The organism is Rubrivirga sp., from assembly GCF_049648075.1.
Classification (GTDB): Bacteria; Bacteroidota; Rhodothermia; order Rhodothermales; family Rubricoccaceae; genus Rubrivirga.
This window is the reverse complement of the sequence record NZ_JBARYR010000777.1, coordinates 1-13353: the sequence shown is the minus strand read 5'-3', so window position 1 is coordinate 13353 and position 13353 is coordinate 1. Positions and strand designations below refer to the sequence as shown.

Annotated in this window: 12 protein-coding genes; 4 read left to right on the top strand and 8 right to left on the bottom strand. The window is 67.4% G+C overall.

Going from position 1 to position 13353, the window contains the following annotated elements:
* Positions 1-330: 330 nt before the first annotated feature.
* From WBA11_RS20565 to WBA11_RS20535, 7 genes are all read right to left on the bottom strand, one after another.
* Positions 331-957 (bottom strand): hypothetical protein, encoded by a 627-nt coding sequence (locus WBA11_RS20565; protein ID WP_424522498.1) that lies wholly within the window; start codon positions 955-957, stop codon positions 331-333.
* 88 nt (positions 958-1045) lie between these two features.
* Positions 1046-1639 (bottom strand): Crp/Fnr family transcriptional regulator, encoded by a 594-nt coding sequence (locus WBA11_RS20560; RefSeq protein WP_424522497.1) that lies wholly within the window; start codon positions 1637-1639, stop codon positions 1046-1048.
* 172 nt (positions 1640-1811) lie between these two features.
* Complete coding sequence (locus tag WBA11_RS20555) at positions 1812-3005, bottom strand: TIGR03435 family protein (RefSeq protein WP_424522496.1); 1194 nt, start codon at positions 3003-3005, stop codon at positions 1812-1814.
* A gap of 143 nt (positions 3006-3148) precedes the next feature.
* Positions 3149-4798, bottom strand: a complete 1650-nt coding sequence (locus tag WBA11_RS20550) for a serine hydrolase domain-containing protein (RefSeq protein WP_424522495.1) — start codon at positions 4796-4798, stop codon at positions 3149-3151.
* A gap of 453 nt (positions 4799-5251) precedes the next feature.
* Complete coding sequence (locus WBA11_RS20545; protein WP_424522494.1) at positions 5252-6361, bottom strand: serine hydrolase domain-containing protein; 1110 nt, start codon at positions 6359-6361, stop codon at positions 5252-5254.
* Between the two features lie 825 nt (positions 6362-7186).
* Positions 7187-7468 carry a PH domain-containing protein gene (locus tag WBA11_RS20540; RefSeq protein WP_424522499.1) on the bottom strand — a complete coding sequence of 94 codons (282 nt, stop codon included), beginning with the start codon at positions 7466-7468 and terminating at the stop codon, positions 7187-7189.
* A 204-nt stretch (positions 7469-7672) separates the two neighbouring features.
* A complete protein-coding gene (locus WBA11_RS20535; RefSeq protein ID WP_424522493.1) occupies positions 7673-8176 on the bottom strand; it encodes a hypothetical protein in 504 nt (167 codons plus the stop codon).
* A gap of 613 nt (positions 8177-8789) precedes the next feature.
* Between WBA11_RS20535 and WBA11_RS20530 the strand changes: the two genes are divergently transcribed.
* Together WBA11_RS20530 and WBA11_RS20525 are read left to right on the top strand one after the other, a co-directional pair.
* Complete coding sequence (locus tag WBA11_RS20530) at positions 8790-9443, top strand: NAD(P)-dependent oxidoreductase (RefSeq protein ID WP_424522492.1); 654 nt, start codon at positions 8790-8792, stop codon at positions 9441-9443.
* A gap of 32 nt (positions 9444-9475) precedes the next feature.
* The gene (locus WBA11_RS20525; RefSeq protein WP_424522491.1) at positions 9476-9976 is read left to right on the top strand and encodes a DinB family protein; all 501 of its coding nucleotides are present in this window, start codon (positions 9476-9478) and stop codon (positions 9974-9976) included.
* Here WBA11_RS20525 and WBA11_RS20520 read toward each other — a convergent pair.
* Positions 9973-11091, bottom strand: a complete 1119-nt coding sequence (locus WBA11_RS20520) for a helix-turn-helix domain-containing protein (protein WP_424522490.1) — start codon at positions 11089-11091, stop codon at positions 9973-9975. The two genes, WBA11_RS20525 and WBA11_RS20520, sit on opposite strands and share 4 nt — an antisense overlap.
* An 18-nt stretch (positions 11092-11109) precedes the next feature.
* On the opposite strand from WBA11_RS20520, the gene WBA11_RS20515 reads away from it, so the two are divergent.
* Together WBA11_RS20515 and WBA11_RS20510 are read left to right on the top strand one after the other, a co-directional pair.
* A complete protein-coding gene (locus tag WBA11_RS20515; protein WP_424522489.1) occupies positions 11110-11820 on the top strand; it encodes a hypothetical protein in 711 nt (236 codons plus the stop codon).
* Between the two features lie 816 nt (positions 11821-12636).
* Positions 12637-13260, top strand: coding sequence for a TetR/AcrR family transcriptional regulator (locus tag WBA11_RS20510; protein ID WP_424522488.1), 624 nt, complete (start codon positions 12637-12639; stop codon positions 13258-13260).
* Positions 13261-13353 lie beyond the last annotated feature (93 nt).

The window sequence follows — 13353 nt, the reverse complement described above, 5'->3', positions numbered from 1 at the left end:
GGACGGAGGCGCCGATGAGGGTCTCGCCGGTCTCGGCGTCGCGGACGTACCCGTTGAGCGCGGCCGTCTGAGCAAGGGCCGGGACGGCGGCAGCGGCCACTACAAGAAGGGCGATCATGCGGTTCATGTTTCGCAGTGAAGGTGTGGTGGGGCAGGTCGCGGTCCCCGTTGGAGGCTGCGGCAAGCCCCACACGGCAACGGTCGTTGAGGTCCGCCGACGCCGTTGCCTCTACAGTCGGCGGAGAGGTCAGGGGTCCTTATCGGTCAGGGCCTAGCCCGCCCCAGGTGTCGGACTAGACAGGGCGAGAGGTCTGGCTTTTCACCGGCGACTCAGAACCTCACGCCGACGTGGAGCCCAGGCTCGAACAGGAAGTAGTTCGGCCACTCGTCGTCCCGCTCTGCGAACTCAGCAGGCTTGTTCGTGTCGATGGGCCAGTGCGTCACTGCGACTGACGGCTCGACGAAGAGGCGGTCCTGGAACAATCCCAGGTGATACCCAGCCCTCAGCGTCGTGAACAGTTGGAACCCGTTCTGAATCCCGTCGCCGGACTCGTCGACGTACCGCTTCAGGAGCGGGAGCGCGTGGACGGCGACGTACGCACCGTCCCACAGGAACCGCTGGTAGGCCGCTCCGACGCCGAACGCCCGCACGTAGCCGGGGTACCGTTCCTCGAGGTCTCCCTTCGAGGGGCCGTAGGGGATCCCAAGCGGCTCCCACCACTTCCAGGTGATCGCCTCGGCCGAGACGACATCCTTGCTCGTGATCCGGTACCCGTAGTTCAGTTGGAAGAAGTCCGGCCTCTCGTCGAGCGCGAGGCCGAAGGCGACGAACCCCGAGCTCCCGAGGTGATGCCGGTGGTCAGTCGTCTCATCGCTCTGCGCCCGTGGTGACGGTGCTAGAAAGAGGCAAAGGACCCAGAGCGACCAGGTCCTGATGTGGGAGGGGGAGCTTCGCATCCGTCTCGTTTGGTGAGGTGGAGTGCTAAGCTATTTGGGGTACCATCTCACTTCCTTGACCCGGGTTAAGAAGCGAGTTGGGTCCTCCTCATTCTTCGGCAGCCGCCGGCTCCTCGGCTCTGGAGGCCATCCTCTTACGTATCCGGCTCAGGGACTCCGGCTTAACGCCGACGTAACTCGCGAGGTAGTACTGGGGGACTCGCTGAAGCAGGTCGGGCCTCTCCTCCATAATGCGGCGGTACCTCTGTTCCGGGGTCGCCAGGCGGTACTGGTCGAAGGAGAGGCGGACGTCTGAGAGCACGTGCTCCGCCATCATCCGGCACATGGCCTCCAGCTTTGGGATTCGGCCCATGTACTCGTCCATCGTTTCGTCGCTCGCCGCGGACACGACGGAGTCCTCCAGGAAGCGCAAGTGGTGGTCTGACCCATCGTGAGAGTCCACCACGTTCTCGTTGTCCGTGTAGATCTCAGTGACGACGATGTCGCTGTCGGCCGTGTGGCACTTGGCGACGCAGCCCTTCAACAGGAAGAAAGAGAGCTGTGTGGGGTTGCTTTCTCTAGAAAGAACGGCCCCCTTCTCGTACTCGCGAAAGAGGTCGAGGCTTAGAAGCTCACGGGCCTCCTCGTCGGTCAGGGTGACGTATTGGGATATAAAGTCCAGCAGTGAGTCCTTTGCGTTCATGTCACGAGGTTGTGGGTGTACCGGCGTACCGCGCCCTCATATCGCCACGTCGCCAGGAGGCGAAGGCCGGTACTCCCGTTACCGTTCCTGTGTGCAGTGTAGCGGGTCCCGAGCGGCGCCCCCGGCTGCGCGGGGCCGAGGGGACGGCGATGATACGAAACTCGGTGTCCGGCTACTCTCCTCGGGCTGAGATGAGCAGTACCGGGACGGTCCTTCGTTCCATGACTACGTCGAAGCCGGCCGCTTCCAGCGCGGCTACCGTGGCGTCCGGGTCCCCTGGGGTCCACGGGATATCGACGTCGTAGAGGCCGTCGAGCCCGGTCTCATCGAGCACCATCCGCCCGAAGGCGTACCGCTCGAGGACGTCGACCAGGAATCCCAACTCCACCTCCGTGACGTGGATGCCGGTGGGGCCGCCTACCTCGAGGAGCGGGCCTCGGGAGGGGCTGGCGGGAGCGAAGCGGTCGGAGAACTCGGCGCCCGACCGGCGCCGGAGAACGACGACGTCCAGGGGCCGTGCCTCTCGGCGAGCGTCCAAGTTGAACGCGCTCGCCAACGTCTCGCGTAGCAGCCTCCGCGCTCCCTCGTGGGTCCGCGACGGCGACACGACCGAGACCCGGAACAGAGCGTCCGCGTTGGGGAGCCGGTTGTCGATGCCGAAGCCGGAGACGCCGTAGGCGTGCTCGACGAGCGACGAGAGCGGCACGCCGTCGCCGAGCACGCGCCCCGGCGTGGGCCGCCAGCGCAGGAACGTCTGCGCGGACGAGGACCGCCGGATGACCGACTGCGCGTACAGGTCCGCGTCGTCCTCGTCTGCCGTCGTCGTCTCGTCCCACTCGAAGTCGGCGGGCGACCCGCTGAGCCTGAAGTACTGGAACGGGATCTCCGGGGCCTCGCCACGGACGATCGCGCGGACGTGCTCGGCCGTGATCCCCTTCGGGTTCGTGAACGCCGCGATACGTCCCTCGGGGTCGATGACGACGGTCTGAGGGTAGCCCCCGATCTGGTACCTCTCGGCGGTGGCCCCGGACGAGTCGTACGCGACCCAGGCCCGCGTGGGGTTCGACGCGAAGAAGGAGGCGAGGACGGGCTCCGGGTCCGCGCTGAGCGTGACGACGGGGATCCCGTCGGGGGCGAGCGCGGCGGCGAGGCTGTCGGTCAGGGGCACGCTGCCGACGCAGTACGTGCACCAAGCCGCCCAGAACTCGACGACGGCCCACCGGCCGGAGAGGTCCTCCACGGCCGACGCGGGCGCAGAGACGTATCGCGTGATCGTGATCGGGGGGGCGGCACTGCCGACACCGAGGGAGTCTTGAGCGATCGCGGGACCGGCTAACACGAGCGCGAGCAGGAGTGACCGGTTCATTCAGTTAGAGTGGAAATCAAACGGATGAGGAAGGCCGGACAGGACGCGTCGAGACTCCGACGAAGCGAGCGCGCTGGCGACGGGTGCCACCAGCAGGACGAGGAATCGAGTCGTGATGAAGCGCGCAAGGCGGTAGTCGTGATCTAGCCGGACTTGTCGAAGCGGAGGTTGCGGACGCGGTCCGACGTGGCACGGAAGCCTGTCGCAGCCCCGTCCCCGTTCCGCTCGAACGTGACGATGCCGAGCGGACCGGCGCTGAACCGGCCGTCCGGCAACGGCACGAGCGGCGCCTCGCCGAGCCGACGGTGCGAGACCACGAGCCCATCGAGTTCGGCACGGACGGTGTACTCGGTCCCGAGCTCAGCGCCCGTGTACGTACCGCTGAGCGCGTCCACCTCCGACGCCGTCAGCGTCGGAGGGTCGAACCTCTCGAACGTGAGCCCGCCGCCGGCCAGGACCTCCCCGCCGGTGACCACGCCGTCCGCATCGAGGTCGAACCGGAAGCGGACGCCGAACCCTTCGTGGACGAAGAGAGAGTCCGAGAGCGCGCGGAGGACGAGCGGGTCCCTGTCGGAGAGCGCGACCGTGAGCCGGCCGCGGACGCGGGCGACCTCTAGGGTGCCGAACCCATCGGCGAAGTACAGCCCAGAGTAGCGGCCGGGATCCGAGAGCGCGAACGGCCCGGCATCCTCCGCCGCGGTCGCCGGCGCCGGCGCGTCCATGTCGTCAGCGAAGAACGCCTCGGCCGTCCGCTCGGCGACGCGACCGCTATCGAACGAGGCGAGGTTCCCCACCGTCACGACGCCCGCGTCTATCTCGGGGTAGTACGCCAGGAACGTCCGGTACCCGGCATCGGACCCGCCGTGCTGGATTCGGCGGAGCCCCTGGTGCTCGTCGACGAACAAGCCGAGCGCGTAGCCGAGCGTGTCCCCGCTCGCGAGCACGCCGCGCTCCAGCATCGCCCGCGCCACCCTCGCCCCGCCGACCTCGTGCGTCCGGAAGTTGCGCATCCAATGCGCGAGGTCCTCGGCCGTCGTGAACAGGCTCGTCGCGTCCGAGTTGGCGAAGCTCAGGACCGACTTCTTCAGCCCGCCCTCGTCCCGATAGTACGAGTACGCGCGGCCCGGCACGACCCGCTCGTGGTCGTCGTAGACCTGTGTGTTGTCCATGCCGAGCGGGCCGAACACGTTGGCCTCCATCCACTCGCCGAACGGCTGTTCCGTCACGCGCGAGACGACCTCGGAGAGCAGCAAGAAGCCCGTGTTGCTGTAGAGGAATTCGGCGCCCGGCTCGAAGTTGAGCTCGCGCTGGCGCACGACGAGCCGCAAGAGGTCGTCCTGGCGGATCACGTCGTCCATGAGCCCACCGCTGAGCGTCCAGAGCGACCAGTGGTCGCGGAGCCCGCTCGTATGGGTGGCGAGGTGGCGGAGCGTGATGGTATGGCCGAAGTCGGGGACTTCGGGGACGTAGTCGCGGACGTCGTCGTCGAGCGAGAGCAGGCCCTGGTCCTGGAGCATGGCGACGGCGAAGGCCGTGAACTGCTTCGAGACAGAGGCCATGTGGTACGGCGTCGCCGACGTGTTGGGCGCGCCGTACTCAATGTTGGCGAGCCCGTAGCCGCGCGCGAAAACGACCTCGCCGCCCTCAATCACGGCGACGACGCCGCCCGGGGACCCGTGAGCAGCGTATGCCGCCATGAGCGAGTCGCCGACGGCTTCGGGACCCAAGACCTGCGCACTGGCGCGCACCGATAGGAGGACGAGGAGAGCATAAAGGGCGGAGATTCGGAGCATGGGTGTTGGATTCGTCAGGACAGCGTCCGGGGGAGGCCGCGAGCAGAGGCCCGGATCGAGGCCACGTCCAACGGCTCGCCGAGGATGAGTTTGCCGATGTGTCGCAACGTCATATCGACGGAGCGCGCAGGGTCCGAGGCAAGGGCCTCAACGAGTTCCAGAGCGGACCACGATGAGGTCTCAGGGGTCGCAGTGCCGGAACGGGCGGAGCACCCTGCAAACGAGGAAAGCACCAGAAGCGTTACGAGGAGTAGACGGGTGGGCATTTGGTAGAGGCAGAGATGATTCGTTGGACGACCTTCTGGAATACGGGGAATTCGGTGGAAGGAGCACGCCTCAGGACGGCTCTTCCGCGCTGAGATCGAAGAGGAGGAGCCAGCGGAAACCCCAGAACAATGGGTCGCGGGGTTGAGGGCGACCTGGAGGCTTCCTGTCGGACGCAGCCTCGGCCGTCTATAGCCCTTCGGGATCCGTCTCTGCTGCGTCCTGGCCGGTCTCCGGCGGCGAGGCGACCACGTCGATCAGGGCCCGGCCGTTGTACCCGTTGGTAAGGACCACCAAACCGTCCCCGCTCTCCCGGATGAACCCGGCGAGCGACCGGTACTCGTTGTTGTCGCCCCCGTGGCCTGCGAACGTCGCCCCCCCCATGTCCGCAAGCATCCACCCGAGCCCCCAGGACGTGGGGACCGCCGCTCCCTCGCCCGCGGGCACGGGCGATTGCGGCCGGAGCATGTCGGCATACGTGTCGGCATGGAGGCCCGCCCCCGTGCACACGTGGGCCAGGAATTGAGCGTAGTCCCGGGCAGTCGTGACCAGGGAGGCGGCGGCCATCCCGTAGGCGCGGAGGCTGGTCATGTCGCGCCCAGTGGCGGGGTCGCTGGCGGTCCGGTACCCACGGGACGGTGCCACGCCGTCCGGAAGCGGACGCGCGAACGTGGAGTAGGGCATGACCTCCCCGAGTCGCTCCCGGAACAGGTTCTGGAGGGTCTCCCCAGTAACCTCCTCGACGTAGGCCTGGAGGAGTTGGAAGGCCTCGCCCGAGTAAGTGTAAGCCGTTGCAGGCGGGGCCCCGAAGGGGACCGGCGCCGTCCGGTCGTGGAACTCGACGTTTTCATCGACCCAGTTCGGGAGGCCAGTCCGGTGGGTCAGGACCATGCGGGGCGTGATCTCCGCGTAGGCCACTTTGTCGAAGATCCGCGGGTAGTCGAATGTCTTGGCAAGGGGCCGGTCGAGGTCGACGACCCCCTCGTCGGCGAGCGAGAGGAAGAGCCAGGCGAAGACCGGCTTGGACAACGATGCGGCCTCGAAGGCGGTCCGGGGCGTGACCGCCACGTCCGGGGACAGCGTGGCCGACCCGGCAACGACAACCTCGCTGACTTCGCAACTAGCAAGAGTTGCAACGGCCACTCCAGGGACATCGAACGCGTTCAAGAGCTCCGTGAGCACCTCGGGAGTCAGCAGCGGAGGCTCTGTTCCCTGGGCGTGGGCAGCCTGCCCGACCCACGCGGTTAGGGCGACGAGTCCAATGAGCGCCGACTTCGGAAAGGGCAGGGGTGTCTTCACGAGGCTGGATCGGATGTAAGAGTGCGCTGACCCCCGAAAGAACCAACGTTTAGCTGTAGGGTCCAGGCATCGGGTGGAGCGGGCTTCACTTCTTAACCAACGTCAAGGAGACCTCGCCTGAGGCACCCACGCTTGGCGCCGTGTACAGCCCTGAGCCAACGGTGCCTCGGCGGTCCGAGCGCTCGAGGACGTTTGCCGATCTAGGCAGCCGGCTGGCGATGGCGGACTTGGCCGGAGGTGGCACGCTCGTCTCCCTCATTCTTTGGGCTCACGCGCAGCGGTGGAGCGGCCCAATGGGCGACGACACATGGGGGCCTCCGCGTGCTAATTGGGGAGGCCTCACAAGACATCTCGACAATGGCGATGGGCCTCATAGAGACGAGCCCGGAAGGTGCAACGCAAGTGGTCACGTGACGCGAGCCGTCGACGTGACGCGGCAGGTGGAGCCCCTCGACAAGAGAACCACCCCACGGGCGGGCACAGCAGGCCAGGCTGGCGCGAAAGGACAAATCATCGGCTCCACGGGCGGCACCGGCCGCGCCGCGATCCAAGTCCTCCTCCGAAAGGGCCACACGGTGACCGCGTTCGTCTGGTCCGTCAGCCCTCAACCTGCGTTGGACCCGCGCATAACAATCGTCCGAGGCGATGCGCTGGTCGCTGCGGATCACGACGTCCAAAGATGTCGCCTCTCGTGGCACGGCGCATGTGCTCCGACCGCCGCCCAGTAGAGGTGCAGCACGGAGATGGACGTGAGAGTTACGGCGAGGGCGATTGCGAGCAGAGTTGTCATGGGTGGTCCCGACAGGACTGCATAATAGTAGACCGTTATGTCACATTTAGGGTGATGCCGAGTGCTTCGATGAACCCAGCCTTGTCACTCGGAGAGACAAGTAGGTGGCTTCGGCCACGGGCATAAGTAATCCTAAATCGGTCCAACGATAGGGCGGGGCTAGATAACATAGAGTTCGACGGGGCAATCCCGGTGATCTCGTCTTTCGGGATCTGCCATTTAAACGGCCCGCTCTGCACTACAAGCGTGTTGTCGTCTACAGTGTATTTCGTAGAGAGCAGTAGCCAGAGGAAGCTCCCTGTGAGTAGGCCGAACATGAGGAAGAGGGGGACCCAGTTCGACCCTTGTTGCAGAGCTACTATCGCTTGGATCAATGGAAGCGTCGCAGCCGCGATGAGCAGGACGAGCAGCCAAGAGTCGATTTTGGAGCGGAATACCATCGCACGTTCTCGTAGGGGGCGGTCCAGTGGCGCGGAATTCGCACTTCGTTGGGTATGCGGCATAACCGTCTCTTCCGTGGCTCAACCGGTCCCCAGGGTCGAAGCGACCACGTTGATCTGTTCCCCGCCGCGGTGCTCGTCGGTACCGACCACCGGACTGTCTTCGCCCTCCCGACCGAACCTGGCGAGCGCCCGGAGCTCGTAGCTGTTCCCTCCGTGACCAGCGGACCTCGCCCCCCACGGCCCGCGAGCGTGCATCCGAGCTCCCTCGACGGCGATCGAGAGGACGGGCCAGGCGGAGGCCGGCTTGGACAGGGACGCCGCCTCAAAGGAGGTCTGGGGGGTGACGGACACGTCTGGGGCCAGCGTCGCCGACACGGCAACGACGACTTCGTCGACATCGCAGCCGGCGAGAGTAGCGACGGCCACATCGGGGAGGTCGAACGCGTCCAAGAGCCCCATGAGTGTCTCGGAAGTCAATGGCGGGGGCACCGCTTCCTGGGCGTGCGCCGTCTGCCCGACCCACGTTGGTAAGGCGGCGAGTCCGACGAGCGCTGACTTCAGGATAGGGTGGGGTGTCTTCACGGGGCGGGATCGAATGCAGGAGAGCGTTGTCCTGTGAAGGAACGGACGTTCAGCTGTGGGGGCACGGCGTTGGGGGTGCCTGGCCTCACTTCTTAACCGATGTCAAGAGGACCGCGACAGGGACGCCCACTCAACCCGGTGTCGCGTTCAGCCCCGAGCCGGCGATGTCTCCGCGGTCCGCTGATGATGACGGACCTGGTCGAAGAAGATCCTCCCGTCTCCCTCACTCACCCGACAGAGATCGAAGGGCAGCGAGGCTGCTCCCGACTGGCGACGACCCATCGTGGAACCCGGGCCTGCGCTCTCCGAACGGAGACACCTTCTGGAAGCGCCCTGGCGACGCGATGGGCCTGATGGAAGGCAAGCCATGGGAGCGCGGCGCAAGAGGTCGCGTGGCGCGAGCCGTCGGCTAGATCCGGCCGGCGGAAGCCCTCGATGGGAGAACCGCTCCATCGGGCCAGACGGCAGGCTGGGCTGACGCCGAGGACCGGGGGCTGGCGCGAAAGGACAAATCATCGGCGCCGCGAGCCGAGGACGGATGTCGAGGAGCCCGGATCCTGGAGTCCAACGCGGGGCGAGGCCCCGCGACCACACGTTCTCGACCTCCCGTCCCATGCGCATTCTCGTCATCGGCTCCACGGGCGGCACCGGCCGCGCCACCATCCAAGCCCTCCTCCGAGAGGGCCACACCGTGACCGCGTTCGCCCGGTCCCTCACCCCTCAGCCCGCGCTCGACCCCCGCGTGACGCTCGTCCAAGGCGATGCGCTGGTTGCTGCGGACCTCGACCGCGCCATGCCCGGACACGATGCCGTCGTGGTCGCGCTCGGCGTCACCGGCGGCCTCTTCCAGATCCGCTTCCAGCGCGGTCTCACGACGCCCATCGACATCGCCTCCCGCGGCACAGCAGGGGTGCTCCGCGCCATGGACGCCCACGGCGCGAGCCGCTTGGTCGTCGTGTCCGGATTCGGCGCGGCCGACTCCTGGAAAGACTTGCCCGGCGTCGTACGCTTCTTCATGAGCACGTTCCTGAAAGCCCCTTTCGAGGACAAGGGCGTGCAGGAAGCGATGGTCCGCCAGTCGGACAGGGACTGGACCATCCTCCGTCCGGTCGGACTCACAAACAGACCCTCCAGCGGGAGCCCGCTGGTGAGTCCCTCCGGAGACTTCCGGAGCACCGCTGTCCCTCGCGCAGACGTCGCGGACACCATCGTGAAGGCGCTGGCGGACGCCACGACGCACGGTGCCACGCTCACGCTCTCCGCTTGATCCATGCTCACCCTCGTACGCCCCACTCCGTTATGACTCTCGCCTCCACGCTCGTCGAGCTCGACGACACCCGCGCGGATCTCATCGCACTCCTCGACGCCATGACGCCGCAACAGCGCGCGTTCTCTCCCTCCACGGGTGCCTGGTCGGCGGAGTCCGTCGCAGAGCACCTGCTGCTGACGGAAGACAGGCTCCTCAACGCCATTGTGGACCCTCCCAACCTCGACCCTCCGGTCCCCGGAGCCATCGACGACGCACTGGCGTTTCTGAGATCGGACGCGCGGGCGGAGACCCCGCCATTTCTCGAACCGACCGAACGTCCGTACCGCGACACACGGGCCGAGTTGATCCTGCTGGGTGCCCGCTGGCTGGAGATCGCACACGACGCGAGCAGAGCCGATCGGGCCGTGTTCGACCACCCTTTGGCCGGGCCGCTCACGCTGCTCGACACCGTGCGATTCGTGGAGGCCCACGCCGGCCACCACCGGTACCAGCTCGCGCGGATCTCGACGGCTCCGGGGTACCCGAGCTAAGCCGCCAGCCGGGGCGCGTTCGCCTTCCGCCATGCGGAGGGTGTCGTGCCTGTCCACCGCTGGAAGGCTCGGCTGAACACGGCCTGGTCTCGATAGCCAACCTCGGCCGCGATCTCCCCGATGGACTGGCGCGTCCCTTGGAGGCGGCGGCAGGCCGCGTCGTGGCGATGACCATCGAGAACGGCGCGAAACGACGTCTCCTCGGCGGCGAGATGCCGCTGCAGTGACCGCGAGGACAAGCCCAAGCTGGCGGCGATGTCCTGCACGCCGAAGGCACCGGCCGCGATGGCGTCGGGGAGCGCGCGGCGGATCGCGAAGGTCAGAGGCGAGCGCCCGTAGGCGTCGGCGATGATCTGCTCGGCCGTAGCCGAAATGAGGCCGTACAAGCCGGGATCGGAGGAGCGGAGCGGAGCTGCGTCGTAGCGGGCCGGGAACGAGAACCCGCTGTGCGTGTCGCTCACCTCCATGTGCTGGATGTCGACGCCGAGTGCGTCGGCTGCTGCCACTAGGTCACGCCCGACAGGCGGCGACACGACTGCACGCGTGAGCGGGAGGTCCGGGATGCCCGCCCGCATTCGGCTGATGACCACTGCGAGCGCCCACGCCTCTCCGTAGGGCAACCGAGGGAAGGGAGGGGCCGTCAGAATCTCGACCGACACCTCACCCAGCGCGTCCGTGGGCCGGGTTGCTTCGATGTGGAGCGTGACCGTCGCGAACCGGAAGAGCCGGATGCCGTCGTCGAGCGACGCTCCCAGAGTCGGGGCCGACACCGCCAGCGTGTCGAGAACCCGCATCGTTCCCAGGGGCAGACCGCGGCCGGCGCGAAGGATGAGCTCGGGACGGGGATCCAGCTCTGCCGCGCGTGCCCAGACCGCCTCAATCGCCGTCACCGGCGCCATTGCGAACGGCGCCGCTAGCTGATCGCGCGTGAGGCCCGCGGCCTTGATCAGGGCGTCTTCCTCTATGCCCACGGCTGCGAGCCCCGTGATCGCGGCGTGGAGGGTGGCGGCGGGCACGAGCATGAGGGCACACGAGAACTGGATGGCGCGGAACGTCAAAATCCCGGCACGCCTGTACAAGTCCTGCGCCAGAGAAGCTTCGACCTTGGCCCTCAAGCTATCAGGCCATCCTCGATGTCACAAGGATCCCATCTCGCCTTCCTCTCCCTCGTGGCGTTCGTCACGCTGGCGCTCCTCGCGGGCGTGTGGGCGACGCAACCAGCCGCACACCGGCTTCGGCGCACCGTGGCCATGGCGGTCGCGCTGGCGTCGTGGCTGGGCGGAACCGCTACGCTGGCTCTGTCGGGCGCCCTCTCTGCCTTCGACCGGATCCCGCCCCCGGCAGCGTTTCTGTTTCTCGGCCTTCTCGCGGGTACCGTCGCCTTGACCATCTCCCCCCTCGGCCGACGGTTGGCTCACGGCGTCCCGCTGGCGGCGCTCGTCGGCGTGCAGGCGTTTCGGGTACCGCTGGAAGTGCTGCTCCACCGCCTGTATACCGAGGGCGTCCTCCCGGTGCAAGTGACCTACGAGGGCTGGAACTACGACATCGCGACTGGACTGCTGGCAGTCCCGCTCGCCGTGTGGCTGTGGCGATCCCGCGTGCCGGCGGGTTTGGTGACCGCGTGGAATGTCCTGGGACTGATCCTCGTGCTGATCGTGGTCGCGACAGCCGTCCTCTCCCTGCCGACGCCGTTCCAGCAGGTCGCGGCGGAGCCCGACACGTCCGCCATCGCGACGACCGCACCGCTGATTTGGCTCCCCGCGGTGCTCGTGCAAGCTGCTCTTCTGGGGCACTTCCTCGTCTTCCGGCGACTGCTCGGCATGTCCGGCCAACCTCGGCCCTAGCTGGCAGCGCTGCGCCCACCCGCTGGCCGGATGGTAGTGACGTCGCACTCGCGGACGAACGCCTCGAAGGTCCGCATCATGGGTAAGATCCGACGGGCGGTTGCGGTGGACGGCGCGAAGCTGACCGCGTCGTGCCATGCTAGTTAACCAGTGAACTCGGCGTCCGCGAGGCTAGGCATGGTGGCTGGCCAAAGTCCGGAAGCCCAATCGCCTCCAATCGTTCGGATAACCGCGCTTACCTCAAGCGTTCGGGGCCACCGAAGCCTCCCGGATCGGTCTCGCCCGCGGGGTCGGAGCCCGTCGCTGTCCAGTACACCTCCCGCTTGGCCCCCGGGAAGAGGGCGTAGAGCGACCCTCGGGGTACGTCGGCTCGGGTGGCCATAGCCTACCGAATCCGTTGCGCCGTAGTACCCCGACGTCACACACCTCAAGAGCGGCCGGGACCACGTCGCGGCGGTACTCGGCCCTCTCCGGGTCACGCGCCTGTCGGCAGGCTCGCTCCTACTCAGACGGCTAAGAGCAGCGCTGCGACGAGCGGTCCGAGCGTGGCTAGGGCGATCGCGACGAGGACGTACAACGTCGGCGGCGGTCCCGCACATCGTTCCTCTGGGTAAGCCTCGCCAGGCGGATGCCGATCGTCGAGGGCAGTGCCTCCGACTCGGGCGGGGTCGTCGGCGTCCGGGTCGGCCCGCCGGCTCATGACCGGCCTCTGGCCCAGGTCGCCGGGCTTGGGGCCTCTGGGGCGCGGTGCCGTAGGGAGCTTGACACGGCCTCCGGCGTAGGGAAGAGACGCGCCTTTCGCACCTTGCCCCACGGATGTCCGACGCCACCCCCCCAGACGACCGCGACCCGACTGAGCAGCGCGTCTTGGACGCCGCGCTCGACGTGTTCCTGCAGTACGGGACGGCCGGGGCTCGGACGCAGCAGATCGCCGACACGGCCGGGGTCAGCAAGTCGGTCCTGCACTACTACTTCCGGACGAAGGAGCGGCTGGCGGACAAGGTGTTCGAGCAGGCCTCCGCGAAGTGGTTCGAGCGCGTGACGAGCGCGCTCGACGCGGACGTCCCTATCGAGGAAATGGTGCGCATGGTCGCCCAGCGCGAGTTCGACGCCTTGAAGGGGCAGCCCAAGCTGGGCGGCTACGTCCAGTCCGAGATGCACCACGACCCCGAGCGGCGAGCGCAGGCGATGAGGTCGTTCAAGACGCCCGACCTCGGCGCGCTGCAGAGGCGTCTGGACGCCGCCGCCGAGGCTGGTGAGATCCGTCCGACGCGGGCCGACAGCTTCATGATCGACGTGACCTCGCTCGCGATCTCGCCGCACGCCGTCCCCCACATCCACCACGCGATGCTGGGCATTGACGAGGCGGAGTGGGCCGCGATGATGGAGAACCGGGTGGAGCACGTCGTAGACTTCGTTATGCGGGCGCTCCGCCCGTAGCGGCCTGCGACGGCGCCGGTGGACCGGTCGGCACATGCAGACCTCGCGCCTCGCGGTAGCCAGTGCGGGGCCGCCGGGCCGACCGCCCCAGAC

Coding starts and splice junctions, on each gene's coding strand:
- WBA11_RS20565 (WP_424522498.1), bottom strand. CDS start 957: ATGCGAAGCTCCCCCTCCCACATCAGGACCTGGTCGCTCTGGGTCCTT.
- WBA11_RS20560 (WP_424522497.1), bottom strand. CDS start 1,639: ATGAACGCAAAGGACTCACTGCTGGACTTTATATCCCAATACGTCACC.
- WBA11_RS20555 (WP_424522496.1), bottom strand. CDS start 3,005: ATGAACCGGTCACTCCTGCTCGCGCTCGTGTTAGCCGGTCCCGCGATC.
- WBA11_RS20550 (WP_424522495.1), bottom strand. CDS start 4,798: ATGCTCCGAATCTCCGCCCTTTATGCTCTCCTCGTCCTCCTATCGGTG.
- WBA11_RS20540 (WP_424522499.1), bottom strand. CDS start 7,468: ATGTTCGGCCTACTCACAGGGAGCTTCCTCTGGCTACTGCTCTCTACG.
- WBA11_RS20530 (WP_424522492.1), top strand. CDS start 8,790: ATGCGCATTCTCGTCATCGGCTCCACGGGCGGCACCGGCCGCGCCACC.
- WBA11_RS20525 (WP_424522491.1), top strand. CDS start 9,476: ATGACTCTCGCCTCCACGCTCGTCGAGCTCGACGACACCCGCGCGGAT.
- WBA11_RS20515 (WP_424522489.1), top strand. CDS start 11,110: ATGTCACAAGGATCCCATCTCGCCTTCCTCTCCCTCGTGGCGTTCGTC.
- WBA11_RS20510 (WP_424522488.1), top strand. CDS start 12,637: ATGTCCGACGCCACCCCCCCAGACGACCGCGACCCGACTGAGCAGCGC.